At 36.2% G+C, this 26,785-nt stretch carries 25 protein-coding genes and 1 riboswitch; of the genes, 24 read left to right on the forward strand and 1 reads right to left on the reverse strand.

What is annotated here, in order from left to right:
• Window positions 1-66: 66 nt before the first annotated feature.
• The 8 genes from fur to IGI65_RS07365 all read left to right on the forward strand — a co-directional run bounded on the left by fur (window position 67) and on the right by IGI65_RS07365 (window position 8,082).
• Window positions 67-513: a ferric iron uptake transcriptional regulator gene (fur, locus tag IGI65_RS07330; RefSeq protein WP_095006804.1), complete on the forward strand. Its 447-nt coding sequence runs from the start codon at window positions 67-69 to the stop codon at window positions 511-513.
• 111 nt (window positions 514-624) lie between these two features.
• Complete coding sequence (xerD, locus tag IGI65_RS07335) at window positions 625-1,515, forward strand: site-specific tyrosine recombinase XerD (protein ID WP_412257702.1); 891 nt, start codon at window positions 625-627, stop codon at window positions 1,513-1,515.
• Window positions 1,516-1,529: 14 nt separating this feature from the next.
• Window positions 1,530-2,282, forward strand: a complete 753-nt coding sequence (locus tag IGI65_RS07340; protein WP_438773724.1) for a segregation/condensation protein A — start codon at window positions 1,530-1,532, stop codon at window positions 2,280-2,282.
• On the forward strand, window positions 2,272-2,856 hold the full coding sequence (gene scpB / locus IGI65_RS07345) for an SMC-Scp complex subunit ScpB (RefSeq protein ID WP_071864936.1): 585 nt from the start codon (window positions 2,272-2,274) through the stop codon (window positions 2,854-2,856). The genes IGI65_RS07340 and scpB overlap by 11 nt, the downstream gene beginning before the upstream one ends.
• Window positions 2,856-3,575: a pseudouridine synthase gene (locus IGI65_RS07350; RefSeq protein ID WP_095006803.1), complete on the forward strand. Its 720-nt coding sequence runs from the start codon at window positions 2,856-2,858 to the stop codon at window positions 3,573-3,575. The genes scpB and IGI65_RS07350 overlap by 1 nt, the downstream gene beginning before the upstream one ends.
• 52 nt (window positions 3,576-3,627) lie before the next feature.
• Window positions 3,628-3,750: riboswitch (FMN riboswitch) on the forward strand.
• 131 nt (window positions 3,751-3,881) lie between these two features.
• Complete coding sequence (locus tag IGI65_RS07355) at window positions 3,882-4,475, forward strand: ECF transporter S component (RefSeq protein WP_438773725.1); 594 nt, start codon at window positions 3,882-3,884, stop codon at window positions 4,473-4,475.
• Between the two features lie 582 nt (window positions 4,476-5,057).
• The gene (locus IGI65_RS07360) at window positions 5,058-6,560 is read left to right on the forward strand and encodes a YfcC family protein (RefSeq protein ID WP_071864940.1); all 1,503 of its coding nucleotides are present in this window, start codon (window positions 5,058-5,060) and stop codon (window positions 6,558-6,560) included.
• Between the two features lie 181 nt (window positions 6,561-6,741).
• Window positions 6,742-8,082, forward strand: a complete 1,341-nt coding sequence (locus IGI65_RS07365; RefSeq protein WP_438773726.1) for a M20 family metallopeptidase — start codon at window positions 6,742-6,744, stop codon at window positions 8,080-8,082.
• 161 nt (window positions 8,083-8,243) lie between these two features.
• Here IGI65_RS07365 and IGI65_RS07370 read toward each other — a convergent pair whose 3' ends face one another.
• Window positions 8,244-8,471, reverse strand: a complete 228-nt coding sequence (locus tag IGI65_RS07370) for a ferredoxin (RefSeq protein WP_071864942.1) — start codon at window positions 8,469-8,471, stop codon at window positions 8,244-8,246.
• A gap of 30 nt (window positions 8,472-8,501) precedes the next feature.
• Here IGI65_RS07370 and IGI65_RS07375 point away from each other — a divergent pair, with 30 nt between their 5' ends.
• The 16 genes from IGI65_RS07375 to IGI65_RS07450 all read left to right on the forward strand — a co-directional run bounded on the left by IGI65_RS07375 (window position 8,502) and on the right by IGI65_RS07450 (window position 26,777).
• Entirely contained in the window at window positions 8,502-9,530 is a 1,029-nt protein-coding gene (locus IGI65_RS07375) for a helix-turn-helix domain-containing protein (protein WP_438773727.1), read from the forward strand.
• Window positions 9,514-10,902: a RecQ family ATP-dependent DNA helicase gene (locus IGI65_RS07380; protein ID WP_438773728.1), complete on the forward strand. Its 1,389-nt coding sequence runs from the start codon at window positions 9,514-9,516 to the stop codon at window positions 10,900-10,902. Before IGI65_RS07375 ends, IGI65_RS07380 begins: the two co-directional genes overlap by 17 nt.
• 74 nt (window positions 10,903-10,976) lie before the next feature.
• Complete coding sequence (locus tag IGI65_RS07385) at window positions 10,977-11,570, forward strand: LysM peptidoglycan-binding domain-containing protein (protein WP_438773729.1); 594 nt, start codon at window positions 10,977-10,979, stop codon at window positions 11,568-11,570.
• A gap of 74 nt (window positions 11,571-11,644) precedes the next feature.
• Window positions 11,645-12,319, forward strand: a complete 675-nt coding sequence (gene cmk, locus IGI65_RS07390) for a (d)CMP kinase (protein ID WP_438773730.1) — start codon at window positions 11,645-11,647, stop codon at window positions 12,317-12,319.
• A gap of 279 nt (window positions 12,320-12,598) precedes the next feature.
• Window positions 12,599-13,861: a 30S ribosomal protein S1 gene (rpsA, locus tag IGI65_RS07395; protein WP_095006797.1), complete on the forward strand. Its 1,263-nt coding sequence runs from the start codon at window positions 12,599-12,601 to the stop codon at window positions 13,859-13,861.
• Window positions 13,862-14,106: 245 nt separating this feature from the next.
• Complete coding sequence (gene der / locus IGI65_RS07400) at window positions 14,107-15,417, forward strand: ribosome biogenesis GTPase Der (RefSeq protein WP_071864948.1); 1,311 nt, start codon at window positions 14,107-14,109, stop codon at window positions 15,415-15,417.
• A gap of 238 nt (window positions 15,418-15,655) precedes the next feature.
• Window positions 15,656-15,931 (forward strand): HU family DNA-binding protein, encoded by a 276-nt coding sequence (locus IGI65_RS07405; RefSeq protein ID WP_016172327.1) that lies wholly within the window; start codon window positions 15,656-15,658, stop codon window positions 15,929-15,931.
• Window positions 15,932-16,139: 208 nt separating this feature from the next.
• Entirely contained in the window at window positions 16,140-16,898 is a 759-nt protein-coding gene (locus IGI65_RS07410; RefSeq protein ID WP_438773732.1) for a C39 family peptidase, read from the forward strand.
• A gap of 703 nt (window positions 16,899-17,601) precedes the next feature.
• The gene (ilvD, locus tag IGI65_RS07415) at window positions 17,602-19,290 is read left to right on the forward strand and encodes a dihydroxy-acid dehydratase (RefSeq protein WP_438773733.1); all 1,689 of its coding nucleotides are present in this window, start codon (window positions 17,602-17,604) and stop codon (window positions 19,288-19,290) included.
• Window positions 19,291-19,295: 5 nt separating this feature from the next.
• On the forward strand, window positions 19,296-21,005 hold the full coding sequence (gene ilvB / locus IGI65_RS07420; protein WP_438773734.1) for a biosynthetic-type acetolactate synthase large subunit: 1,710 nt from the start codon (window positions 19,296-19,298) through the stop codon (window positions 21,003-21,005).
• Between the two features lies 1 nt (window position 21,006).
• The gene (gene ilvN / locus IGI65_RS07425; protein WP_071864951.1) at window positions 21,007-21,483 is read left to right on the forward strand and encodes an acetolactate synthase small subunit; all 477 of its coding nucleotides are present in this window, start codon (window positions 21,007-21,009) and stop codon (window positions 21,481-21,483) included.
• A gap of 50 nt (window positions 21,484-21,533) precedes the next feature.
• Window positions 21,534-22,523, forward strand: coding sequence for a ketol-acid reductoisomerase (ilvC, locus tag IGI65_RS07430; RefSeq protein ID WP_438773736.1), 990 nt, complete (start codon window positions 21,534-21,536; stop codon window positions 22,521-22,523).
• Window positions 22,524-22,547: 24 nt separating this feature from the next.
• On the forward strand, window positions 22,548-23,804 hold the full coding sequence (gene ilvA / locus IGI65_RS07435; protein WP_438773737.1) for a threonine ammonia-lyase IlvA: 1,257 nt from the start codon (window positions 22,548-22,550) through the stop codon (window positions 23,802-23,804).
• Window positions 23,805-24,075: 271 nt separating this feature from the next.
• Window positions 24,076-24,345, forward strand: coding sequence for a 30S ribosomal protein S14 (gene rpsN / locus IGI65_RS07440; RefSeq protein ID WP_071864954.1), 270 nt, complete (start codon window positions 24,076-24,078; stop codon window positions 24,343-24,345).
• A 126-nt stretch (window positions 24,346-24,471) separates the two neighbouring features.
• Entirely contained in the window at window positions 24,472-25,521 is a 1,050-nt protein-coding gene (locus tag IGI65_RS07445; protein WP_438773738.1) for a hypothetical protein, read from the forward strand.
• A complete protein-coding gene (locus IGI65_RS07450; RefSeq protein WP_438773739.1) occupies window positions 25,521-26,777 on the forward strand; it encodes a tetratricopeptide repeat protein in 1,257 nt (418 codons plus the stop codon). Before IGI65_RS07445 ends, IGI65_RS07450 begins: the two co-directional genes overlap by 1 nt.
• Window positions 26,778-26,785: the final 8 nt, after the last annotated feature.

A 26,785-nucleotide genomic window follows, 5' to 3' on the forward strand; every position in this document is an offset into this window, starting at 1 on the left:
TATAATCTAAGCTTTATAGTAAAACGTTAGTTTATAATTATTATAAAAAAGGGTTGCGGAGGATACATGGATACTATAACTACAATGAAAAAAGTGAAACAACAACTTCACGAAGCCGGATTCAAATTAACTCCGCAGCGGGAAGCGACATTATTGGTTTTATTGGAAAATGAAAAAGACCATCTTTCCGCCGAAGAAGTTTTCTTTTTTGTAAAGCGAAAAAGTCCGGAAATCGGTTTAGCGACAGTCTATCGGACGTTAGAAATTTTAACTGAATTGCATGTAGTAGATAAAGTGAGTTTTAATGATGGTGTGTCTCGTTATGATCTCCGCAAAGAAGGCGCACAACATTTTCATCATCATTTGTTATGTATTGAATGTGGTAATATCGAAGAAATTGAAGAAGACTTATTAGGCGATGTAGAAGAAATTGTTGAAAGTAAATATCATTTTATCGTGAAAGATCATCGCTTGACTTTTCATGGAATATGTCAGAATTGTCAAAAAAAGTGAAGTTATGCCAGAGTCCGACATTGGCTTTGGCGTAGCTTATTTTTTTTCTGTTATAAACGGTTACGATTTGGTATGATAATAGAGATGTTATAAAAGAGGATATGGTGGAAGATGCAAGAACAAATTACCGATTATTTACATTATTTAACGATTGAACGGGGATTATCTGAAAATACCAAAAAAAGTTATCAACGTGATCTTTTACAATATCTGGCTTTTTTGAATCAATCAAAAATTACTGCTTGGCAAGAGGTCGATCGTTTTACAGTGGTTAGTTTCTTGCAGACACTAAAAGAAGATAATCGCTCTAATGCCACAATTGCGCGTATGATTACTAGTCTACGGCGATTCCATCAATTTTTACGTCAAGAACGTTATACAGATCATGATCCAATGCAGCATATTGATTCACCGAAAAAGCAACAAAAACTGCCAGATACATTAAGTTTAAACGAAGTAGAGCAACTGCTACAAACACCAGATACTAAACAGACACTAGGTTTACGCGATCGCGCTATTTTAGAAGTGATGTATGCAACAGGGCTGCGGGTAAGTGAATTAGTTAATTTAAAATTGAATGATCTCCATTTAGAAATGGGGCTTTTACAGACTTTGGGTAAAGGGGATAAAGAACGAATTGTTCCTTTAGGCGATATTGCGATTAAATGGGTTCAACGCTATCTTTCAGAAGCAAGACCCTATTTAACACGAAAAAACCCAGAAGAGGCCTATCTTTTTGTTAATAATCATGGTACTAAACTTAGCCGGCAAGGAATCTGGAAAAATCTGAAACGAATCGTACAAATGGCTGGAATTTATAAAACCGTGACACCTCATACATTACGGCACAGCTTTGCTACGCATTTATTGGAAAATGGGGCCGATCTAAGAACGGTACAAGAACTATTGGGGCACGCCGATATTTCGACGACCCAAATTTATACCCACATTACGAAAAAACGCATGACGGATGTTTACAAACAATATTTTCCCCGTGCATAGAAGTTGGTGAACTTATGAGTGAGATTAATGTCAAGTTGGCTGTTTTTGAAGGGCCGCTAGATTTATTGCTTCATTTAATTCAAAAATTAGAAATCGACATTTACGATATACCAATTGCCGCAATTACCGAACAATATATGCAATATATTCATGCTATGCAAACACTAGAACTTGAAGTTGCAGGGGATTATTTGGTGATGGCTGCAACTTTGATGGCAATAAAGTCAAAAATGCTTTTACCAAAGCAAGAGATTGTGGCCCAAGAAGACGTCTATGAAGAAGACCCACGTGAAGTTTTAGTTAGTCAATTATTGGAGTATCGCAAGTTTAAGTATGCTGCTGAAGTGCTATCAGATAAGGCAAAAGAACGTGGCGATTACTTTACTAAAGAACCAATGGATGTAGATGACTATAAAGAAGATAACCCATTATTACCAGCCAATCAGTTTAATACAATTGATCTATTTCTAGCATTTCATAATATGCTAGAAAAAAAGAAAAAAAGACAAGTAATTGAAACAACTATTACTTCAGATGAAGCAACGATTGAAGACAAGATGACTGCTATTAAACGAAGCTTAGCGAATTTAAAACCTAGTGAAGGAAAAAGCTTAACTGACTTTTTACAAAGCTATACTAAAAGTGAAGTCGTAACAACTTTTTTGGCCGTATTAGAATTAATGAAGACTGGCAGTGTAACAATTAGTCAGACGGAAAATTATGGGGAAATTACCCTATTTGCAACAGGAGAAAAAGATGAAAATTAGTGAATTAGAAGCTATATTATTCGTAGTTGGCGACGAAGGAATTGGCTTAGAAGAATTAAGCTATTTATTAAATACGAAAACTGCGCAAACTTATGAAATGATTCAAATTTTACAAAAACGTTATTACGAAGACAGTGATTCTGCGCTCCATATTTTAGAAGTAGGGAACCATTTCGTCTTAACAACTAAAAAAGAATTTGCTCCTTTACTAAAAAAATACGCCCAATCACCACTTTCAAATAGTCTTTCGCAAGCTGCCTTAGAAACTTTGGCAATTATTGCATATAAACAACCACTGACTAGAATGGAAGTCGATGAGATTCGTGGCGTGCAATCGAGTGGATCGGTGCAAAAATTAGTTGCAAGACAATTAATTGAGGAAAAAGGTCGTGTTGATGGTCCTGGCCGGGCTATCTTATATGGCACAACTGATTATTTTATGGATTATTTTGGCTTAAAATCTTTAGCCGAACTACCCGATATTGAAGCAATGGAAAATGAGTTAACAGAAGATGTCCCGATGGATTTATTTTTTGACCGTTTCAATGAAACAGAAAATGGAGGACAAGAATAATGGAAAGATTACAAAAAGTTATCGCACATGCAGGAATTGCTTCGCGTCGTAAAGCTGAAACTTTAATTAGTGAAGGTCGCGTCAAAGTTAATGGGACAACCGTGACAGAATTAGGGGTTAAAGTGAGCAGTAAAGATCAAATTGAAGTCGATAATGTTCCAATTAATCAAGAAGAACCAGTTTATTTCATGTTTTATAAACCTCGGGGTGTTATTTCTGCTGTTAGTGATGACAAGGGCCGTAAAGTTGTCACAGATTTCTTTAGCGGAACCACAGAACGAATTTATCCGGTCGGTCGTTTGGACTACGATACTTCTGGTTTGTTGTTGTTAACCAATGACGGTGCATTTGCCCAAAAGTTAACTCATCCCAAACATGAAGTAGATAAAGTGTATGTCGCAAAAGTCAAAGGAATTCCAGAAAAGCAGCAGTTACGTCCATTAAGTCGAGGCTTGCGTTTTGAAGGAGTAAAGTATGGACCAGCCCATTATGATGTTTTATCAACGGATACTAAAGCACAAACTGCAATTATTCAGTTGACAATTCATGAAGGCAAAAATCATCAAGTTAAAAAAATGTTGCAAGCAGTTGGCTTACCTGTTCAAAAACTAAAACGGGAAAAATACGGAAATTTAACATTAGATAATTTACGTCCAGGCGAATATCGTCCACTACACAAAAAAGAAGTTAGTCAGCTTTTAAATTTAGCTAAGAATTAATACTTGTAATTTTTTTTGTTTCTTATATAATGTAAGTGTAATTAAATAAAAGGTTCGTCTTCAGGGGCAGGGTGTAATTCCCGACCGGTGGTTATAGTCCACGAGCCGCATTCATTTGCGGTTGAATCGGTGCAAATCCGATACCGACAGTATAGTCTGGATAAAGAAGATAGGGCTTATTTGAAGTAACCTATTTCAGATAACTCTAACTCTATTTTCCCTGCATGGAAAATAGAGTTTTTTTTATGAAAAAGATTATTTCAAAAAGGTTCGATTGAAGATGGGTCCTTAATTAGGAGGATTTCAATGAAGAACACAAAGGTACAAAAAATGGTGGCTGTCGCATTGTTTGCGGCAATGGGTGTTATTTTGCAGTATGTGGCGTTTCCGGTTATACCAGCTTTTTCATTTATGAAAGTTGATTTCAGTGATATACCGGTGATGCTAAGCATGTTTTTATTTGGGCCAATGGCAGGGATTGCAACAGCATTTATTCGCTCTTTACTACATCTATTAACAACTGGATTAGAGTTAAGTAATCTGGTAGGGGATGTGGCAAGCTTTTTTGCTAGTTCACTTTTTACATTGCCAATGTATTATTTCTTTAAAGGAAAAAATAAAATTGGCAACAAAGTTTTAGGTATTACTAGTGGAATTTTAGCTATGACAATTTTTATGAGTATTGCAAATTATTTTGTCATTACACCTGTCTATTTAAGCGTATTAGGCTTAACGGCTGATAAAATGTTAGGTGTTTCATTAGCCCAATATATTGCAATTGGAGTTGTTCCATTTAATTTATTAAAAGGAGCAATTGTCAGTGCTGCTTTTCTAGTTATTTACACCAAGCTACTTCCTTTTTTAGAACAAAAACGACGTAAACAACAACATTGCGGGTAAAAAAAGATTTCTTAAGGCTGTGACCAAAGGGTGGTCACAGCCTTTTTCTTTTTTTGATATAAAAAAAGTCCCATCGTTTTTATATTCTTAAGCTAACAATATTTTATAAATGAATAAAAGTTACTTGACAACAATTTTTGCTACTCAAGTTATTTCTTCAATGCCAATTTTTTTGTTGGAGAATTTGTACAAAAAAAACAAGTTGATTTTTTTGATGAAATAAAATACAAAAAGTGGCAAAATGATAAAGCGTTTTCAAAATAAATGTAACGTATATGCACTGAATTGTATAATAATCAAAAAGGCAGTGTATAAAGAGAAATTCTTCGCATTTTCAAGTAAGTATTTTTCATATTATAAAAAGAAACTAGCGGTACAATTATTGTAGGAGTGGAACAAAAGCCGTGCTATCAAGTTCTACTTACAAATTAGTCAACTATAAAATGAATATACATAATGAAACAGCGAAAAGACGATAAAAAAACTTGTGTAATTATTTCCCAGATTGTCTTATCTCTGATAAAATAACTATGTAATCTATTTTATAGTTACAAAATATAGGAAAAGAGAGGAAGAGAAAAAATGGAAAATACGCAAACGAAGAAAAAATTCCAGATGCCTTCTGCGTACACGGTATTATTTATTATCATTGCATTCATCGCCATTTTGACTTGGTTCATTCCAGCCGGTCATTATAAAGTGGACGATGCTGGTAACATTTTAGCGGGAACCTATGAACGTGTGGCTCAAAATCCACAAGGTTTTTACGACGTGATGATGGCACCAGTTTTAGGGATGTTAGGTTCTGAAACAACAGATCCAGCTATTTCTATTTCATTTTTCATCTTAATCGTTGGTGGGTTCCTTGGAATCGTCAATAAAACTGGCGCATTAGATGCAGGAATCGGTTCAATCGTAAAACGCTTTAAAGGCCGTGAAAAGAACTTAATCTTTATTTTATTACCAATTTTTGCCTTGGGTGGTTCAACTTACGGTATGGCCGAAGAAACTATTCCGTTTTATTCATTGCTAATTCCAGTTATGATGGCGGTAGGTTTTGACTCAATCGTTGCGGTATCAATCGTTTTGATTGGTTCACAAGTTGGTTGTTTAGCATCTACAGTGAATCCGTTTGCGACTGGTGTTGCTTCTGATGCGGTTGGTATTTCAATGGCTGATGGGATGTTATTACGTATCATCATGTGGGTTGTTTTAGTTGCGATTTCAATTGCATACGTTTACCGTTATGCAGCTAAAATTGAAAAAGATCCAACACAGTCCCTTGTTTACAATCAACGTGAAGAAGACATGAAACACTTTGATATTGATGCTATCAATCGTCAAGAAGGGGTTACAAAAAAACAACGCAATGTAAATATTTTATTTATTGTAACGTTCTTATTAATGATTTTAAGTTTAATTCCATGGGAAGAGTTTGGCATCAACATTTTCGCTGACTTTACAAAATGGTTATCTGGTCTACCAGGTTTAGGCATGGTACTTGGTAAAGATATGTTACCATTTGGTCAATGGTACTTCCCTGAAATTACAATGTTGTTCTTATTAATGTCAATCGTTGTAGCGATTGTTTATGGCTTTAAAGAATCAGAATTTATTTCTGAATTTTTAACCGGTGCTTCTGATTTAATCGGTGTAGCAATTGTTGTGGCTGTTGCCCGTGGTATTCAAGTTGTCATGAATAACGGTATGATTACTGACACAATTCTAAACTGGGGTGAAAAAGGTCTTTCTGGTCTTTCATCAATCGTCTTTATTATCTTGACATTTGTTTTCTATATTCCAATGTCATTCTTAATTCCATCAACTTCAGGTCTTGCCGCTGCTACAATGGGTATTATTGGACCTATGGGTGAATTTGCAGGGGTTGGTAAAGACTTAGTAATTACTGCTTACCAGTCTGCTTCAGGGTTAGTAAACTTAATTACTCCAACTTCAGCAATTGTTATGGGGGCTGTTGCGATTGCACGAATTGATATTGGTAAATGGTGGAAATACATTACCAAATTAATTGCAATTTTGTTTGTTGCGATTTGTATCTTACTTGCAATTGGAACACTACTTTAAGATAGACATTTTGCTTAAAGTTGGCTAAGATAGGTTTAACTTCATATCTATAACTGAGTTTCTCAGTTTTAAAAAGAGAGTTTCGGTTATTTTTGAAGCTCTCTTTTTCTTATTTATTGGTAGTATAGTAAGAGTGTGAATGGTGTTCACCTTTTGCTTTTAAAATTTAGGAGGTAGTTGTATGAAACAATTTGTTACCCAAAAACATCATGAAGAAGCGGTGGAGGCTTTAAAAAAACTGATCCAAGTCCCTTCAGTTTTAGATGAGTCTGATAGTGGCGCAGGCCATCCTTTTGGTAAAAACGTTGTAAAAGCTTTAGACCAAGTCTTAGAAATTTGTGATGGCATTGGTTTCCGCACTTTCAAAGATCCTGAAGGCTATTATGCTTATGCTGAAGTGGGTGAAGGTGAAGATTTATTTGCTATTTTATGTCACATGGATGTTGTACCGGCAGCTGACCAAAAAGGCTGGAATACTGATCCTTTTGATCCAGTAATTAAAGACGGAATTATTTATGGTCGTGGTTCTCAAGATGACAAAGGTCCTTCCATGGCAGCACTATACGCTGTTAAAGCTTTAATGGATAGTGGTGTGGAATTTAATCAACGCATTCGTTTTATCTTTGGTTCAGATGAAGAAAATTTATGGCGTTGTATGGAAAAATATAACGAAAAAGAAGAAAGTGCTACAGCGGGAATCGCCCCTGACCATAGCTTCCCACTAACTTTTGCTGAAAAAGGTTTACTACAAGCATATCTTGTTGGTCCTGGGACAGACAAAGTTGCGGTTAATACTGGCGGCGCATTAAATGTTGTTCCGGATACAGCACCATATGAAGGTGAGTATGTGGAGGCTGTCAAAGCAAGTTTAGATAAATTAGGTTTCCCTTATGAAATGGAAGGCGATGCTGTTGTCGTTCAAGGTAAGAGTGTCCATGCAAAAGATGCGCCAGAAGGAATCAATGCGATTACACGCCTAGCTATGGCTTTAAGTGAATCAGTTGACTTTGCACCTTTAAATTTCTTGGGTAAATTAGTCAAAGAAAATGCAACAGGGGAAAACGTTGTCGGTAAAACACAAGATGAACAATCAGGTGAATTAACGATGAACTTTGCCAGCTTAGTAATCTCACCAACAGAAACTAAAATTGGTGTGGATATGCGCTTACCTGTAACAGTGAAAAAAGAAGATTTGGAAGCAAAAATTGCTGAAAAGGTTAAAGAATACGATTTAACTTATGAAGAATTCGATTGGTTGGATTCTTTATATGTACCACAAGATTCTACTTTAGTAAAAACTTTATTAGCAACTTACCGCGAAATGACAGGTGATATGTCAGAACCTGAAATTTCTGGCGGCGCAACTTTTGCCCGGACGATGAAAAACTGTGTTGCCTATGGTGCAATGTTTGAAGATACCCCTGACTTTATGCACCAAGCGAATGAACAGTGGGAATTAGATCAAATGTATAAAGCAATGGACATTTACGCAGAATCAATTTATCGTTTATGTGCAAAATAAATTTTGCTTAATGCAGAAATATAATTAATACAAATACCCAAACGGAGAAAGTTACCGATAGCTTGTTTCTTACTTGATATCAGTCGCATTCTAACGTTTGGGTATTTTGATTTATTTGAACTAATTTTTATAGTAATAAAGAATGAGCTTAAAAAATATCGCTAGCGTCTCTTTTCTTTTTCAAGTAAAATTGCTCTGACAGGACATTTTGCAGCGGCTTTAAGGACAGCTTTTTGTTCGGTAGTGCGAACAAATTGTTGACTGGCTTCAGGTTCTTCCTTAAATAAAACGATTCCGTCTTCATCATAATCAAAAATATCAGGAGCATAAATAGCGCAAAGGCCGCAAGCAATACAGCGTTCTGGTACCAGACGGCAAATAGTTGTCATTTTTCCACCAACTTTCAGGAGGCGTATTTAGTGAATCAATTTATTTTAGCGTTATTTTCTATGACTGACAAGTTAAAAACTAGTACGCTTTTTCATTTATTAACGGGTAAACGAACGTCTGCTATTATGAGTTATGCTTACTTTGTGGATTTATTGCCATTTTTGGGTAGTCAACCTGAACTTTCTCAAGCAGTCTTTAATAAAAGTATTGCCCAGTTGGAAAAAGAGCGATTAATCAACCAACTCTCTAATGGTTTATACGCTATCAGTCCTGAAGGTAGGAAAAAAAGCGATACTTTTAAAACGAGTCGTTTAAAACAAGTAGATTATTTTAATTTTGGTCGCAGCGATATACAGTGTTTTCGCCTGTTGGCTTATTTTGTTCAACAAGTTGTGCAAACGTCAGAAAAATCACTTCGTCCATTAGAAACAAGTCCGCTTTATACGCGACCAGTTATGCAGCTTTGTAAAGAAAACAAAGTAAGTAAAGCTAGTTTATCTAAAGAGTTAACTAGTTTATTTCAGGCGTTACCCCAAAGTGATGGGGATTTTTTAGCCCAACAGTTAAGTGGCAATGATGTTTTGCCACAAACGAATTATCAGTTGTTACCGGCTAAATTTCAAAGTCCACCTTGGGATAGTATTTATTTTGCGAGCTGTCTTCATCCATTACTAAATGAAATAAAAAAGTCAGATTCTAAGACGTATTGCTATCAACTTTTAAAAGGTCTTTTGCGGCAAAATTATAATAGTAGTATGCTCTTAACCCGCAAACAACTATTGTCAGGGCAAAGTATTTTACAAGTTGCAGCTAATCGTCATTTAAAAGTAGGCACGGTTTCAGATCATATCATTGAATGGGCTCTTTTTGATCGTGATTTTTCTTTTGCAGCCTTTATTTCCCCTAAGACGTACACCTATTTAGAGTCTTTGCCAATAACAGATATATTTACTGTTTCTTATCGGGATATTTATAACCAATTTCCTTTAGAATTTGTCGAATTTCGTTTATATCAAATACAAAAGAAAAGAGAGGCTTTCCATGACGTTAGAAGATAGTTTAAAACAATACTTCGGTTTTAACCATTTTCGCTCAGGGCAAAAAGAAGTTATTGAAGCCTTACTGTTGAAAAAAGATGTTTTAGGTATTTTGCCAACTGCAACTGGTAAAAGTTTATGCTACCAACTGCCAAGTTATTTAACTCCAGGTTTGACAATTATTGTTTCACCTTTGATTTCTTTGATGGAAGATCAAGTAAGTCAATTAAACCATCAGAGCGTTCAGGCGGTAGCATTGAATAGTCAGTTAACCTTTGCGGAAAAAGAATTCGTTTTAGCCCACTTATCAGATTATAAATTTTTATTTGTTAGTCCGGAAATGTTATGGCAAAATAAGATTTTGCACATTTTAAAACGACAAAAAATTGCTTTTTTTGTAATTGATGAAGCCCATTGTGTTTCACTATGGGGGATCGATTTTAGACCAGAATATCGTCAATTAGGAAAAGTCAAAAACTATTTAGATAATCCCACCACTTTAGCGTTGACTGCAACAGCGACTCCTTTTGTACAAAATGATATTGCGAAACTATTATTAACTAAAAACTATGAAAAAATCCAAAGATCTGTGGACCGCAAAAACATTGCCCTATTTGTGCGCCAAACAGAAGATAAATTTACGACTTTAACTGAGCTATTAAAGAAAATTGGAGGCCCGGGGATTGTTTATTGTGCTACCAAAAAAACAGTGGAAATTTTATATCATCAGTTAAAAAATGAGTATAATATTGGTTATTATCATGGCGGATTAGATGGTAGTGAAAGAAGTCGTTTACAATTACAATTTCAAAGTAATCAATTGGATATTTTAGTTGCGACAAATGCTTTTGGGATGGGAATTGACAAACGCGATATTCGCTTTGTGATTCATTTTGATTTACCAGATAGTATTGAAAATTACGTCCAAGAAATCGGGCGTGCAGGCAGAGATGGCAAAAAAAGTCAGGCAATTTTACTTTATCAAAAAAATGATGAAAAAATTCATCATTACTTCAAACAAATGCGCCAAGATGAACGTAGTGGTTTTCAACAATTATTAGCTGAAAAAACCAATCAAGCCTTTAGCGAGCTGCAAAATAAGTGGTTTGATTTAAGCCAGAGCATAGGTAAAGAAGAAGTATTAGCCGCAATAACGGTAAACGAGCAGGTTAAAAGCAAAAAGTTAAATCAAATGTTGGCTTACATTAACCTTACGACCTGTCGCCGAGAATTTATTTTAGAGAATTTTGCTGAAAAAATAGAAATAAAACCCGACGATTGCTGTGACAACGATGGTTTAGACTTAAAACAAAGTCAAGTATCATTCAAGCACAATCAACAATGCTTTAGTTGGCAAGAGATTTTCCTAAAATTATTTAAAGAAAACGATTGAAGTCATATTTTTGCGACAACAATAAAAGGGCTATGGTATAATACACTGCGAAAGCTTTTCAGGAGGTAGGAACATTGAGTAAAAAGAAAAATGATTTTGACAACGAAACACAAGAACCATGGGAACAACCAATTTATGATACTGATGAAGAAACATCATCACGCGCGCAACAAAGACGTCAAAAACGTGGCACTTCCAAGTTTTTAGTTATTTTGGTTATTTTATTGTCACTATGTATTTTAGTGCCAGCGGGTTTTGTAATGTGGTTAACACATGATAAGAAAAATGCCGATTCAACACCATCGACTGCGTCTTCATCATTAGTGTCTACGACAGAAGAATCATCGACAGAAGAATCATCAACTGCTGAAAGTTCAACAACCGAATCTTCTGAAAGTGAAACGAGCTCAAGTTCTAGTGAACAAACAGAGCCAAGTTCAACAGAAAACAATCAAGATCAAGCGCAACAAGAACAAAATCAACAAGGGCAAAATCAACAAGACCAAAACGCTCAAACGGGTGAACAATATATTACAGTTCAAAACGGCGAAGGGCCAAATCAAGTAGCTGCTCGTGCAGGAATTTCAGTGGATCAATTGTATCAACTAAACGGTATCGATCCGAATAATTTCTTATTATATCCTGGTCAACAATTACGAATTAAGTAAAAAAATAGCCGGTCCAAAAATCACGGCATTTTTGGTTCGGCTTTTTTAATGTCTAAAGAATAGGTGGCAAACAAATGGAAAAAATTAATATTGCAATCGATGGACCGGCGTCTTCTGGGAAAAGTACAGTGGCAAAAATTTTAGCAAAAGACTATGGCTTTATTTATACCGACACAGGTGCGATGTATCGCAGTGTTACATACCTAGCTATTAAGCATGGTGTTGCTTTTTCTGATGCAAAGAGTTTAGTGAACTTAATTCATCAATATCCAATTACCTTTAAGCAAACCGAAGCAGGACAGCTAGTTTTTATTGACGGAGAAGACGTGAGTCAAGCTATTCGCCAACCAGATGTTACTAACAATGTTTCTGAAGTTTCTGCTCATGAGCTGGTGCGAAAAGAATTAGTCAAACAACAACAAATCATCGCTGAAAACGGTGGTGTAGTGATGGATGGACGTGATATTGGTACGGCCGTTTTACCAAATGCTCAAGTAAAAATATTCTTAGTTGCTAGTGTTCTAGAAAGAGCGCAACGTCGTTATAAAGAAAATCAAACCAAAGGGATTCAAACTGATTTTGAAACTTTAAAAGCTGAAATTGAAAAGCGAGATTATATCGATTCACATCGAGAAGTTTCACCTTTGAAACAGGCAAAAGACGCAATTTTAATTGATACAACGGGTAAATCGATTGAAGGTGTTGTAGCGAAAATTAAAACAGTTGTAAAAGATAAAGGTTATTTGTAATTTTTAGGGCTTGCACAGGTTGGTGTGAGCCTTTTTATTTGGTGAAATGTTTTTTATATCGTTATAATAGATTTAGATGTTACGCTACATATTGCAGTAAGACATTTTTATCTTGGCAATTTTACTAGAAACTTCATTTTAGCAAAAAACTGATAAAACAAAGTAAATTGCAAGAAATAATGGAAATCGCTTTATTTTTAGGTTAGAATAATTTAAACTTAAAGTTGTAGTGTGTAGTGCACAGCGAACGATTAATTGTTGGTTAGGAGGACATATGTCATGACAGAATTTGAAAACAATCAAGTAGAAAACGGCGAATCTATGGCGGATGCGTTAGAAAGCTTCCAAGAAGTTAACGTGGGGGATATTGTTAAAGGTGAAGTTTTAGCCGTAGAAGACAAACAAGCCATCGTAGGAATCGAAGGCGCCGGTGTTGAAGGGGTAGTTCCTGTAAAAGAATTATCTACACTTCCAATTGAAGACATCAATGAGGTAGTTAAAGTAGGCGATGTCTTAGAACTAGTCGTTATCTCTACGATTGGTAAAGATAAAGAAAACGGCAGCTATCTTTTATCAAAACGCCGTCTAGATGCGAAAAAAGTTTGGGAAGAAATTGAACAAGACTTTAAAGATGGCAAAATTATTGAAGCCCCTGTAACCAATGTAGTTAAAGGTGGTTTGGTCGTGGATGTTGGTGTCCGTGGATTTGTACCGGCATCAATGGTTGAAGATCATTTTGTAGCTGATTTTGAAGAATATAAAGGAAAAACTTTAGCTTTCAAAATCATTGAAATTGAACCTTCTGAAAATCGTTTGATTTTATCACATAAAGCAGTGGTTGAATCTGAAAAAGCAGTTCGTAAAGAAGAACTATTAAATTCAATTCATGATGGTGACGTAGTCGAAGGAACAGTGGCTCGTTTAACAGACTTTGGTGCTTTTGTTGACTTAGGTGGAATTGACGGCTTAGTTCATGTCTCTGAAATTTCCCATAGTCATGTGGCTAAACCAAGCGATGCGTTAAAAGTGGGCGATAAAGTACAAGTGAAAGTATTATCAGTGGATCCTGAAAAAGAACGTATTTCTTTATCCATTAAAGATACTTTACCTGGACCTTGGTCAGATATTGAAGAAAAAGCAGCAGTTGGTACGGTTTTAGATGGAACTGTAAAACGCCTAACTAGCTTTGGTGCCTTTGTGGAAGTATTCCCAGGTGTTGAAGGTTTAGTGCACATTTCTCAAATTTCTCACAAACACATTGCGACTCCTCATGAAGTGTTACATGAAGGCGATGAAGTAAAAGTGAAAGTGTTAGAAGTAAATCCTGAAGAACACCGCATTGCCCTTTCCATTAAAGCGTTAGAAGAAAAACCAGCTGAAGAAAAAGTTGTAGAAGAAGACAGCTATGATCTACCAGAAGAAAGCACTGGCTTTACAATGGGAGATATTTTAGGTCAAGCTCTATCAAATAGCGATGAAGCAAATGACGAAGCTTCAACTTCTGAAGATGCTGAAGAAATCGTAAAAGAAGACGAAGAATAACTTCTTATAAGTTGTCAAAAATAAAGAGATACTGCATAATTTCTCTAAAGAGATGCAGTGTCTCTTTTTCGTTAGGATAAAGGCATCTTAAAAGGGTTGCATAATTTTACTTGCATGTTGTCAATCCTTTGGGTAAACTAAGAAAGATTGTGCAAGTGGACTGTATTATCAGCTGAAAATTGTTATGATAAAGATAAAGTTTTCTTATAAAAGAAAATGTTTCAAAGAATTAAGGAGGTAGAGTAATGGCAAATCCAACTCTTGCGATTGTCGGCCGTCCGAATGTAGGGAAATCGACAATTTTTAACCGGATCGCCGGCGAGCGTATCTCAATTGTTGAGGATACTCCCGGCGTGACTCGAGATCGTATTTATGCAAATGGGGAATGGTTAGGTCGAGATTTCAGTATTATTGATACAGGCGGGATTGATTTAGGTGATGAACCTTTTATGGATCAAATCAAGCATCAAGCAGAAATTGCAATTGATGAAGCAGATGTAATTATTTTTGTCACAAGTGCTAAAGAAGGTGTTACGGATGCTGATGAGATGGTGGCACGAATTTTATATCGAAGTAACAAGCCAGTCATTTTAGCCGTGAATAAAGTCGATAATCCAGAAATGCGGGCGGAAATTTATGAATTTTATTCCCTTGGTTTAGGCGATCCGTATCCTATTTCCGGTAGTCACGGTTTAGGGTTAGGGGATGTATTAGACGAAGCAGTTAAACACTTTAGTGATGAAATGGAAGAAGACGATGAAGGCGTTATTAAGTTTAGCTTAATCGGTCGGCCTAATGTCGGTAAATCTTCTTTAATCAATGCTATTTTAGGAGAAGATCGCGTGATTGTTTCTGATATTGAAGGTACAACGCGCGATGCGATTGATACGCATTTTTCTTCTGAAGACGGGCAAGAATTCTTAATGATTGATACTGCTGGTATGCGTAAACGAGGAAAAGTTTATGAAAGTACCGAAAAGTATTCTGTTATGCGAGCAATGCGTGCTATTGAACGATCTGACGTAGTTTTAATGGTCTTAAATGGCCAAGAAGGAATTCGTGAACAAGACAAACGCGTAGCAGGTTATGCTCATGAGGCCGGTAAGGGAATGATTATCGTAGTCAACAAGTGGGATTTAGTTGAAAAAGAAACAAATACGATGCGGGATTTTGAAGCAGAAATCAGAGAAGAATTTCAATACTTGGATTATGCGCCAATCATTTTCGTTTCAGCGGTTACCAAACAACGCCTAAATAAATTACCTGAATTAATTGAAGAAGTGAGTATGAATCAAAATCTTCGTGTACCATCTGCAGTTTTAAATGACATTATTATGGATGCGGTGGCTATTAATCCGACACCGACAGATAAAGGCAAACGTTTGAAGATTTTCTACGCAACCCAAGTGGCAGTGAAACCACCAACCTTTATTATTTTTGTTAATGAAGAAGAGCTGATGCATTTTTCTTACGCACGCTTTTTAGAAAATCAAATTCGTAAAGCGTTCACTTTTGAAGGTACACCAATTCGCGTTATTCCAAGACGGCGAAAATAGCGATTTTATCATATTTTTACCGCTTTATCAAAAGATAACGCTCCCTTTTGATAAAAAGCCTAAGTGAAGTGAAAAATACAGTTTAAACTGCCCAAAATCCTTGATATTACAAGGTTCTTATGATAACGTAGTATCAGAATATTGATACTGATCAATATTTTTTGCAAAAGTTTGGACCACTCAAACTTTTGTGAATTGATGTTTACATCAAGACTCTTTTTAGGAGGTGAAATCATCCATGGCAAATAAAGCTGAATTGATCGAAAAAGTTGCACAAGCTACTGACTTAACTAAGAAAGACGCTACTGCAGCTGTTGATGCTGTTTTCTCAACAATCCAAGATGCTTTAGCTAAAGGTGAAAAAGTTCAATTAATCGGTTTTGGTAACTTTGAAGTTCGCTCTCGTGCGGCTCGTAAAGGACGTAACCCACAAACTGGTGATGAAATTGAAATCCCTGCAAGCAAAGTACCTGCGTTCAAACCAGGTAAAGCATTGAAAGATGCTGTGAAATAATTGCAGTGAAAAGACCGTTGGGGCTTTCGGGCTCTGACGGTTTTTTATTTTGTGCTAAACTAAAAGTAGCAAAAAAGTAGCTCTCGAAAAGAATTAGACGTTATTTCGTAATTCCCAAATTCACTATTGACCCATTAATTAAGTTCTTTTTAGTTTCATTTAAGTTAAGTATGCGATTCTTTAGTTAGTACACAAGGGGGGGAATGAATTGGTAAGTATAAAAAAAGCGTTATTGGTTCTAATTGTACTTTCGGGTTCTTTTTTACTTCAGAGAAATCTTTCTAAAGAAAGTGATCATACCGCAATCTCAACTGAGAATGTGACGGTAAAGACAAGTTCGCAAGAAGCACAGAGTCAAAATACCTTGCTAAATGTACCTTTAGAAAGTCAATTTGAAGGTGAGATACCTTTAGAAAATGGCTGTGAAATAACCGCACTTTCCATGTTATTACAATATTATGGTTTTCAAACAAATAAAAATGAGTTAGCTGCTAAATTAACATATGTTCCTGTTTATGAAGATGAAGCCAATAATATTCATGGCGATCCACAAGAAGGTTTTGTGGGGAATATTTATGGAGGCGATATGGCAATGGGTGCTTTTGTCGAACCAATTGAAAAAGTAGCCCGTGCAGTTGTAAAAGATCAATATCAAGTTGTCAGCTCGCGTGATACAGACTTTGAAACGTTATTAGAACAAGTGAAAATGGGGACGCCAGTTTGGATTGTGAGTACAGTTGACTATGAGATTCCAAGTGAAGGTGATTTTATGTTATGGCAAACCAAATCCGGTAGTGTCTCTGTGACAGGATTGTGTCATGCGGTTGTTATAACAGGTGTTAAAGGAACAAATGTCTACGTTAACAATCCTTATGGTCAAAAAGATGAAGAAATTGATCGTGCCGTTTTAGAGGAAATTTATGAAAAAATGGGTTCACAGTCGCTTTATTTAGTTGACGCCGAATAATAAAGTTTGAAATCTTTTTAAGAAAAATTATCCTGGTGAAAGGAAAGTAAAGCTCATAAAATCTGTAAAAAGTTTTGTCGTAAGAACCTTAAAATCTTTTCGCCTGAAAAAATTGTTATTTCTAAAAGAGCTATTAAAAAATGTTATTTGTTTGTGCTATCTTTTAGGGATATTAAGCAACTAAAAAATTGCTAATATTGTCATTGAATCGTCCTTAAGCTCATGAGACTTAAGGGCTTTTTTGTTTAAAGAGGAGAAAAGGTAATAGAAGATTTATTTGGTTAGTAGATGTTATTATTTTAGAAAATTTTACTAACCGATAAAAGTTAAAATTAGAGATTTTTATTCTATCCGGAATATAATTTGTTGATTATTTGAAAAATAATTATTTTTGCTGCTAAAGAAAGAAAATAAAAAAAATTCTGAAAATTAATTGACTTTAAAGAATGAACACGATATATTTAAAAAAATTAATTAAAAATAAACTATTTTTAAGGACAGGAGAAAACCTTTATGTGCAAATATAACTTGAATTGTGAAAACGTCATTTTAATTATCAAGTTGAGGACTTAAAACACGGAAGTTGAGTAAAAATCCGATTGTTTGAGTCCTATTTGCTTTAGTCAGAGGGATTCTTACAAAAGCATCCCAAAAAAATTTGGGGTGCTTTTTTTCTTAAAGGTTAAAAATGGGAGCTGATAAAATGAGAAGTGATCAAATAAAAAAAGGAATCGACGCAGCACCTGCCCGGAGCCTGTTATACGCAACTGGTCAAGTTAAAAATATTCAAGATATGAATAAGCCTTTTATCGCTATTTGTAATTCTTATATTGATATTGTTCCTGGTCACGTTCATTTAAAAGAGCTTGCTGAAGTGGCTAAAGATGCTATTCGGAAAGCTGGAGGGATTCCATTTGAATTTAATACTATTGGGGTTGACGATGGCATTGCGATGGGACACATTGGCATGCGTTATTCATTACCGAGTCGCGAATTAATTGCGGATGCTGCTGAAACAGTAATTAACGCCCATTGGTTTGACGGTGTCTTTTATATGCCAAATTGTGACAAAATTACCCCAGGGATGATCATGGCTTCTGTCCGGACAAATGTCCCGTCTATTTTTTGCTCAGGTGGCCCGATGAAAGCAGGGATTGACAAAAAAGGACATCAAGTAACGTTATCAACGATGTTTGAAGCAGTCGGAGCATATAAAGACGGCCAAATGACAGAAGAAAATTTTAATTTTTTAGAACAAAATGCTTGTCCCACTTGTGGTTCATGCGCAGGGATGTTCACGGCAAATTCGATGAACTGTTTGTTAGAAATTTTAGGCTTAGCTTTACCGGGTAATGGGACAGTTCTAGCAGTTTCAAATGAACGGAAAAAATTAGTTGAAAAGTCCGCATATCATTTAATGGATCTTGTGAAAAAACAAATAAAGCCACGGGATATCGTTACAAAAGATGCAATTGATGATGCTTTTGCATTAGACATGGCGATGGGAGGGTCCACCAATACGGTCTTACATACCTTAGCAATTGCCAACGAAGCCGAGATTGATTACAACCTAGAAGACGTGAATGCGATTGCCAAGCGTGTCCCTTATTTAGCAAAAATTGCGCCATCTTCTATCTACTCAATGCATGACGTTCATAAAGCCGGTGGCGTTTCTGCCATCATTAATGAATTAGTTCACATTGAAGATGCCATTCATCCTGAGCGCATAACTGTAACAGGAAAAACAATTCGCCAAAACGTTGCGAAGGCAACCATTCAAAACAAAGAAGTTATTCATCCTAAAGAAGATCCTTATAGTCCAGTTGGTGGCTTATCCATTTTATACGGCAATATTGCTCCAGCTGGTAGCGTTATAAAGGTTGGGGGCGTTGATCCAAGGATTGAAATCTTTACTGGTAAAGCAATCTGTTTTAATTCGCATGACGAAGCTGTCGCAGCAATTGATGATCACACTGTTCAAAAAGGACATGTTGTCGTAATTCGATACGAAGGACCAAAAGGTGGACCGGGGATGCCTGAGATGTTAGCACCAACTTCTAGTATTGTCGGACGAGGTTTAGGCAAAGATGTCGCATTGATTACTGACGGCCGATTTTCAGGCGCCACCAGGGGAATTGCAGTTGGTCACATTTCGCCTGAAGCAGCAAGCGGTGGTCCACTGGCTTTAGTCGATGATGGGGATAAAATTACCATCGATTTAGTTAACCGCAAAATTGACGTCGCCCTCTCAGAAGAAGAAATGGCTTCTCGCCGGGATAGGTTGTCACCTTTTAAACGGAAAGTTCAAAAAGGTTGGTTAGCCCGTTATTCGGCTTTGGTTACTTCAGCCCATACAGGTGGCATTATGAAATTACCAGAAGAAATGGAGTGAGATCTATGGCAAGTACACAAAAAAATGCAATCGTTTCAGACAAAATTTCCGGAGCAAAGCTGTTACTAGAGTGTCTAGTTAAACAAAACGTTGAAATTATTTTTGGTTATCCTGGCGGTGCTGTCTTGCCATTATATGATGCCCTGTATCAAAACAACATTCTCAACATTTTAACTCGCCACGAACAAGGAGCAGTGCATGCAGCCCAAGGATACGCTAAATCGACAGGAAAACCAGGAGTTGTGATTGTAACAAGTGGGCCTGGAGCGACTAATGCCGTGACTGGTATTGCAGATGCTATGAGTGATTCTGTGCCGTTAGTGGTGATTACAGGTCAAGTAGTCACAGAAGGAATCGGCAAAGATGCTTTTCAAGAAGCTGATATTTTAGGTATCACACTGCCGATTACAAAAAATAATTACCAAGTTCGTAATATTAACGATTTACCAAGAATTATAAGTGAAGCGTTTCACATTGCAACTACTGGCAGAAAAGGGCCTGTTGTAATCGACTTGCCTAAAGATATGACGGTTTGTCAAACGATAGGACAAGCTGATTGTCCGGTTGATTTGGAGAGTTATCATCCCAATATGGAACCTTCACCACTTCAAATTCGGCGTTTAGTGGAAAACTTAGCGACAGCAAAACGTCCCGTGATATTAGCCGGCGGCGGTGTAGTAGCCGCAGAAGCTTCAAAAGAACTTACCTACCTTGCAGAGAAATATCAAATTCCTATTATTGCAAGTTTGTTGGGATTGGGTGTTGTTTCTTCTAATCATGATTTGTTCTTAGGTATGGCGGGAATGCATGGATCTTATGCAGCGAATATGGCGTTAGTTGAGTGTGATTTACTCATTAATCTTGGTTGTCGCTTTTCGGATCGACTTGCTACTTCCTCAAAAGATTTTGCCAAAAATGCGACGGTGGTTCATGTGGATATTGATCCAGCAGAAATTGGCAAAGTGATTCCGACTACAATTCCAATTGTTGCCGATGTGAAAAAAACACTTTTGGCGCTGTTAGATCGTGAATGTGCCATCCCAGATACTCGTGAATGGCAAAATCTTTGTCAAAAGCGCAGAAAAGAGCAGCCTTTTAAGTATGACCGCTGTGATAATTCAGAGATTAAACCACAAAAAGTGATTGAACTTGTTGGCAAATTGACTAAAGGTAATGCGATTGTGGCAACTGATGTTGGACAACATCAAATGTGGGTGGCCCAATATTATCCTTTTAAATTTGCAAAGCAATTAATTACTAGTGGTGGTTTAGGAACAATGGGATATGGTATTCCTGCTGGGATTGGGGCTAAATTGGGTAATCCGTCTAAACAAGTTGTCGTTTTTGTTGGGGATGGTGGCTTTCAAATGACGAATCAAGAATTTGCGATTTTAAATGAACACCAATTAGCAATTAAATTCATTTTACTTAATAACAGTTCTTTAGGGATGGTGCGTCAGTGGCAAGAAGTTTTCTTTGACAATCGCCGGTCTCAGTCTGTTTTTAAAAACTCACCAGATTTTGTCATGTTAGCAAAAGCTTATGGAATTGAAGCCGATCGAGTTGATGATCCTGAGACGATGGAAGCCGATTTTACTACTGCTTTTAACAAACCTGGACCAGGCCTCATTGAAGTGGTTGTTTCTGCTACAGAACATGTTTTACCAATGATTCCGCCAGGTAAAGCTAACGATCAAATGATGGGGGTGGATTAAAATGAAACGGATGATCACCGCCTTAGTCTACAATCAAGTAGGGGTATTAAGTCGTATCAGTAGCGTTTTATATCGGCGCCAAGTGAATATTGAAAGTATTTCAGTTGGACAAACTGAAGATCAGGAAATTTCGCGAATGACTTTTGTTATTAGTGTAAATGACTTAGCGGAAGTTGAGCAGGTGACAAAACAATTAAACAAACAAATTGCAGTCGTAAAAGTTTCTGATATTACCGCTGAGCCCCATTTAGAAAGAGAATTGGCACTAGTGAAAGTGAATGCTCCAGCTTTTACTCGTACCGAAATTAAAACGATGATTGAACCATTTCGAGCTGATATTGTAGACGTTGGTTTAAAAACTATCGCAGTTCAAATTGCAGGTTCTTCAGAAAAAGTTGATGCTTGTATTGATATTTTACGTCCATATGGCATTAAAGAAATGGCACGTACCGGCATCACCGGTTTTACTAGAGGTTAATCGCAAGGAATTGCTGTTAATAGAATTTCAAATATATGGAGGTCATGAATATGGTAAAAGTTTATTACGAAAATAGCGTCTCACAAGATGCATTACAAGGAAAAACCATCACAATTGTCGGTTATGGCTCACAAGGTCATGCCCATGCGCAAAACTTACGCGATACCGGTCATAACGTTATAATTGGCATTCGTGAAGGTAAATCTGCTCAAGCAGCTCGTGAGGATGGTTTTACAGTCAAAGCTGTTAAAGATGCCACTAAAGAAAGTGATGTTGTCATGATCTTAGCTCCTGATGAAATTCAAGGTAACCTATATGAAAAAGAAATTGCCCCTAATCTTTACGCGGGTAATGCGTTAGCTTTTGCTCATGGCTTTAACATTCACTTTGATGTTATCACACCGCCTAAAGATGTTGATGTCTTTTTAGTAGCACCCAAAGGACCAGGCCATTTAGTTCGGCGCACCTTTACAGAAGGATTTGCGGTACCTGCGTTATTTGCTATCTATCAAGATGCTACTGGTTACGCTCAAGAAATTGCCTTATCTTACGCCAAAGGAATCGGCGCAACTCGGGTTGGTGTTTTAGAGACAACTTTTAAAGAAGAAACCGAAACAGATTTATTTGGTGAACAAGCTGTTTTATGTGGTGGTTTAACTTCACTGATTGAAGCAGGCTTTGAAACACTTGTAGAAGCGGGTTATCAGCCTGAATTAGCGTATTTTGAAGTTTGTCATGAAATGAAATTAATCATTGATTTGATTTATGAAGGTGGCTTTGGGAAGATGCGTCATTCTATTTCAAATACTGCCGAATACGGTGACTATGTTTCTGGTCCAAGGGTAATTACAGCTGAAACAAAAAAACATATGAAAGCAGTTTTAACGGATATTCAAAATGGCAAATTTGCCCAAGGATTTATTGCTGATAATCAAGCCGGTTTCCCTGAATTTAAGAAAATGCGAGTAGAAAATGCGGAACATCAAATTGAAGAAGTCGGTACACAATTACGTAAAATGATGCCTTTTGTGACAAAATAAGATTAGTATTAGGAGGTGGAAACCTTGGACTTGATTACAGATGTTGAAGTGAAAGACGCCTACCAAGTAGTAAAAAAAGCAGTGACGCACACACCTTTACAATATGATCGCTACTTATCGGAAAAATACGAAGCAACTATTTTATTAAAGCGAGAAGATTTACAAAAAGTGCGCTCATTTAAGTTACGAGGCGCTTATTATGCGATTAAACAATTGTCCGCAGAACGACTAGTAAATGGTGTGGTTTGTGCCAGCGCTGGTAATCATGCCCAAGGTGTAGCTTATACTAGTTGTGAAATGGATATTCCAGCGGTCATTTTTATGCCCACCACAACGCCACAACAAAAAATTGCACAAGTTGAATTTTTTGGCGGTAAAAAAGTTTCAATTCAATTAATTGGCGATACTTTTGATGCTTCGGCTAAAGCGGCAAAAGAATTTGCACGAAAACAAAAGATGGCCTTTATCGCACCTTTTAATGATCATAATATTATTGCCGGCCAGGGAACATTAGCACTTGAGATGATGAGCGATGCTAAAAAAGAAGGCTTTAAACCAGATTACATTTTAGCTGCAATTGGTGGAGGTGGGCTAATTAGCGGTGTGGCAGCTTATGTAAAAAATACTAGTCCATCTACGAAAATTATTGGCGTTGAACCAAAAGGAGCACCGTCAATGCAGGCTGCGTTTGACAATGATGGTCCCATAGCTTTAAAGCAAATTGATAAATTTGTCGACGGTGCAGCTGTTAAAGAAGTTGGTTCACTCACGTATTTTCAGACTAAAAATTATTTGGATTTTTTAGTAACAGTAGATGAAGGAGCGGTTTGCTCGACAATTTTAGAATTATATACAAAACAAGCAATCGTGGCAGAACCAGCTGGTGCCCTCAGTGTAGCCGCTTTAGAAGTTTTAAAAGCGGAAATTAAAGGTAAAACAGTTATCTGTATAATTAGTGGTGGGAATAATGATATCAGTCGCATGGCAGAAATTGAAGAACGATCGTTGGTGTATGAAGGATTGCAACATTATTTTGTAGTGAATTTTCCCCAGCGGCCAGGTGCGCTAAAAGAATTTGTCAGTGAAGTTTTAGGTCCCAATGATGATATAACGCGTTTTGAGTATACCAAAAAAATAAATCGAGGTACTGGACCAGTAGTATTGGGTATTTTGCTTAAACAAACTAGCGACTTAGCTACGCTGTTAACCCGATTAGCTGAATTTGATCCAACATATATTGATCTACAAAAAGAACCCTCTCTTTATTCTTTGTTGGTTTAGCGGTTGTGACAGAGACAGTCAGCTTCAGGAAATAAGATAAAATTTAAAGAAAATAACTTTCCAAATTTTGGTTTATTAAAAATGGAAACTGTTTTTGTCACATCTTCTTTTAAGTTGTTGACGTTAAAAGATGATATAATTTGGTACTGAAGTTGTCTTATTTGCAGTGAAAAGATAAATATGTTATATTTATAAAGCGTAAGAATTACGTTTTATAAAATAAATAAGCTCAAGAAATTGTCTGTTAGCGTAAAAAGAAAGGACAGTTTAAATGGCAAAAAAATCTAAAATTGCAAAAGCAAAAAAACAAGAAGCGATGATTGCTCGCTATTCGAACATCCGCTATGAATTAAAACAAAATCACGATTACGAAGCGTTAGCAAAGTTACCCAAAGATTCCAATCCCAATCGATTGAAAAATCGGGATCGCATCGATGGACGTCCAAGAGGTTATATGCGTAAATTTGGAATGTCACGGGTTAAATTTAGAGAATTAGCCCATGAAGGTAAAATTCCCGGCGTGAAAAAAGCGAGCTGGTAATTAATAATGTTTTTTTAAACTTCTCATTAAAATTGGGAAGTTTTTTTTCTTTTTTTGACAGTGAAAAAACGGCGAAATCTTTTGGTTCTCTAGCTTTTAATGATAAACTTGTAATAGGAGGAGCTTATGAAAAAAAGCTATCAGAAGAACCACTTTACCACTGCAATTTTTTATGGTGAAACATTAAATAAAAGTATTCATTTTAAAAGTAATTCTATCCAGCACGTCATAATCATCACAAATCAAAAATATTATGATCGTTCTTTTGAAAAGATAAATCAACTTTTTAAAGGGATTGATGAGATTGATTGGTATGTCTGTCGTAACCAGACTTATTGTAATAACGTCGAAGAGTTGATGAGTTTACTTCAATTCTTAGAACGCTTTCCTAAAAATCGCCACTATTTGTTTTGTGCTTATGGAAATGAAGGCGTGATGCAGTTGACGGGTTTTGTAGCTCAGACAACTGTTTTAAAAAGTCAGTATTGGTGTCTGCCTGTTTCGGTACGCTCGTTAGCTAAAGCACTTTTAGTGGAACAAGCGATTATGAAACAAAATAATCAAGTCTTATTGCAAGTTAGCAATTTGCCACAAGCAATCTATTTTGATCAAACATTGACAGAAGCACAACGAGATGGAAAATTAGTGGACTTACTTGTTTTTATTCGTGCGGGTCTTGTTTGTGATTATCAATTTTTACAAAATTTATATGTAAACTTTTCTACGCAACAGAAAGTCTATCGTCGCTCTTTTTCTGCTTTAATCACAGAGCTAATTGATTATTATGCTCGTTCAACTGAAATTGAGACGTTTGGTCAATTATTTGAATCGGCTTTTTATCAGACTGAAAATGGACATTTATTATCTTCTAACATGAAGCGTCTTTTTGGCATTATTTTTCATTTGTTTTGGAGTGATGCAATTCATGAACTTCATTTTAATTTGAAAAACTTTTTAATCTGGTTTAATCACTTGGGTTATCCTATTTTTTTACCCGAACAAATTTCTTTAGCTGACTACCAACTACAAGTTTTGGCTCAAGCACAAAAACAAGAAGCGATAACGGTATTAGAAGAAATAGGTAAAACAGGCTATAATCAGGAAATAACTGTCCAATCGTTACAACAAGCAATGACAAAATATCAAGATATATTAAAGGAGATTAGTGAAAGTTAATGGAAACTTCTTATAGCGAACAAATGTTACAAGCATTGGAAAACGAAGATTTAGTAAGTGCCAATTTGGCATTTAATCAAGCTTTAATTCATGATGAAGACAGTGAATTGCACGAACTAGCACAGTATTTGGTACAAATTGGGTTTTTAGAAGAAGCAGAACAAACTTTTTTACATTTATTAGAAAAGTATCCCAATAATGAAGAACTCTATTTGGGATTGGCTGAAGTTGCAATTGAAAATGATAACAGTGACCAAACGTTAAACTTTATTGAAAAGGTACCAAAAGATAGTGATTATTATGTTCAAGCGTTGTTGTTGTCAGCTGACCTTTATCAAATGATTGGTATCCCTGAGGTAAGTGAAGCAAAATTAACCGAAGCTGCCAAAATTCTACCAGATGAACCATTAATTCAATTTGCATTAGCAGAATTGTTTTTTAATACAGAACGCTTTGGTGAAGCAGCTACGATTTATCAAATTTTACTAAATTCAGGTATTACTGAGATGGCAGATATTTTGTTAGAAGAACGGCTTGGAACAGCACTAAGTATGGAAGGGCAATTTGAAGAGGCAATAATTCATTTACGTCGCGCTTTAGAAACAGAAGTCACCGATGACCGACTTTTCCAAATCGCCTTTGTTTACCGGCAATTAAAAGAAAATGAACAAGTTATTCAATTTTTAGAACAATTACGGAATTTAAATCCGCAATATCAGTCACTTTACTTGTATTTAGCTGAAGCTTTACAAGATGAAGAACAATTAGAAGAGGCTCAAGAAGTGATTGAGGCTGGAATTAAAGAAAATCCTTTCAATGTCGATTTTTATCAATTTGCTTCTGAAAATGTTTATCGCCTTCACGATGACAAAAAAGCTGAAGAATATTTACAAAAAGCTTTAGAAACAGGAGATAAATTAGATCAAACACTCTTTATGCTAAGTAATTTATACTTAAAACAAGAAGAGTATGAAGAGGTAATCGCTACAATTAATGAAATGGATAATTCAGATGACGCCTATGCCCAATGGAACTTAGCGCATGCTTATAATCAATTGGAAGAATTTACCGAAGCTGCCGTTCATTTTGAAAAAGCTAATCTTGAATTGCATCATGAACCGGAATTTATGAAAGAATATGGTATCTTCTTACGAGAAGAAGGAAAAATTCAAGCAGCAAAAGAATTATTGGAACACTACTTGGCCCATGAACCAGGAGACTTAGAAGTGCAATCGATTGTGGAGGCTTTATCTTAAAGAAAAGA

The organism is Enterococcus sp. DIV0755b, from assembly GCF_051713765.1.
In the GTDB taxonomy this organism is placed as follows: domain Bacteria; phylum Bacillota; class Bacilli; order Lactobacillales; family Enterococcaceae; genus Enterococcus_C; species Enterococcus_C canintestini.

Excerpts from the sequence above, each read along its gene's own strand:
- fur (WP_095006804.1), top strand. The coding sequence starts at position 67 with ATGGATACTATAACTACAATGAAAAAAGTGAAACAACAACTTCACGAA.
- xerD (WP_412257702.1), top strand. The coding sequence starts at position 625 with ATGCAAGAACAAATTACCGATTATTTACATTATTTAACGATTGAACGG.
- IGI65_RS07340 (WP_438773724.1), top strand. The coding sequence starts at position 1,530 with ATGAGTGAGATTAATGTCAAGTTGGCTGTTTTTGAAGGGCCGCTAGAT.
- scpB (WP_071864936.1), top strand. The coding sequence starts at position 2,272 with ATGAAAATTAGTGAATTAGAAGCTATATTATTCGTAGTTGGCGACGAA.
- IGI65_RS07350 (WP_095006803.1), top strand. The coding sequence starts at position 2,856 with ATGGAAAGATTACAAAAAGTTATCGCACATGCAGGAATTGCTTCGCGT.
- IGI65_RS07355 (WP_438773725.1), top strand. The coding sequence starts at position 3,882 with ATGAAGAACACAAAGGTACAAAAAATGGTGGCTGTCGCATTGTTTGCG.
- IGI65_RS07360 (WP_071864940.1), top strand. The coding sequence starts at position 5,058 with ATGGAAAATACGCAAACGAAGAAAAAATTCCAGATGCCTTCTGCGTAC.
- IGI65_RS07365 (WP_438773726.1), top strand. The coding sequence starts at position 6,742 with ATGAAACAATTTGTTACCCAAAAACATCATGAAGAAGCGGTGGAGGCT.
- IGI65_RS07370 (WP_071864942.1), bottom strand. The coding sequence starts at position 8,471 with ATGACAACTATTTGCCGTCTGGTACCAGAACGCTGTATTGCTTGCGGC.
- IGI65_RS07380 (WP_438773728.1), top strand. The coding sequence starts at position 9,514 with ATGACGTTAGAAGATAGTTTAAAACAATACTTCGGTTTTAACCATTTT.
- cmk (WP_438773730.1), top strand. The coding sequence starts at position 11,645 with ATGGAAAAAATTAATATTGCAATCGATGGACCGGCGTCTTCTGGGAAA.
- rpsA (WP_095006797.1), top strand. The coding sequence starts at position 12,599 with ATGACAGAATTTGAAAACAATCAAGTAGAAAACGGCGAATCTATGGCG.
- der (WP_071864948.1), top strand. The coding sequence starts at position 14,107 with ATGGCAAATCCAACTCTTGCGATTGTCGGCCGTCCGAATGTAGGGAAA.
- IGI65_RS07405 (WP_016172327.1), top strand. The coding sequence starts at position 15,656 with ATGGCAAATAAAGCTGAATTGATCGAAAAAGTTGCACAAGCTACTGAC.
- ilvD (WP_438773733.1), top strand. The coding sequence starts at position 17,602 with ATGAGAAGTGATCAAATAAAAAAAGGAATCGACGCAGCACCTGCCCGG.
- ilvB (WP_438773734.1), top strand. The coding sequence starts at position 19,296 with ATGGCAAGTACACAAAAAAATGCAATCGTTTCAGACAAAATTTCCGGA.
- ilvN (WP_071864951.1), top strand. The coding sequence starts at position 21,007 with ATGAAACGGATGATCACCGCCTTAGTCTACAATCAAGTAGGGGTATTA.
- ilvC (WP_438773736.1), top strand. The coding sequence starts at position 21,534 with ATGGTAAAAGTTTATTACGAAAATAGCGTCTCACAAGATGCATTACAA.
- rpsN (WP_071864954.1), top strand. The coding sequence starts at position 24,076 with ATGGCAAAAAAATCTAAAATTGCAAAAGCAAAAAAACAAGAAGCGATG.
- IGI65_RS07445 (WP_438773738.1), top strand. The coding sequence starts at position 24,472 with ATGAAAAAAAGCTATCAGAAGAACCACTTTACCACTGCAATTTTTTAT.
- IGI65_RS07450 (WP_438773739.1), top strand. The coding sequence starts at position 25,521 with ATGGAAACTTCTTATAGCGAACAAATGTTACAAGCATTGGAAAACGAA.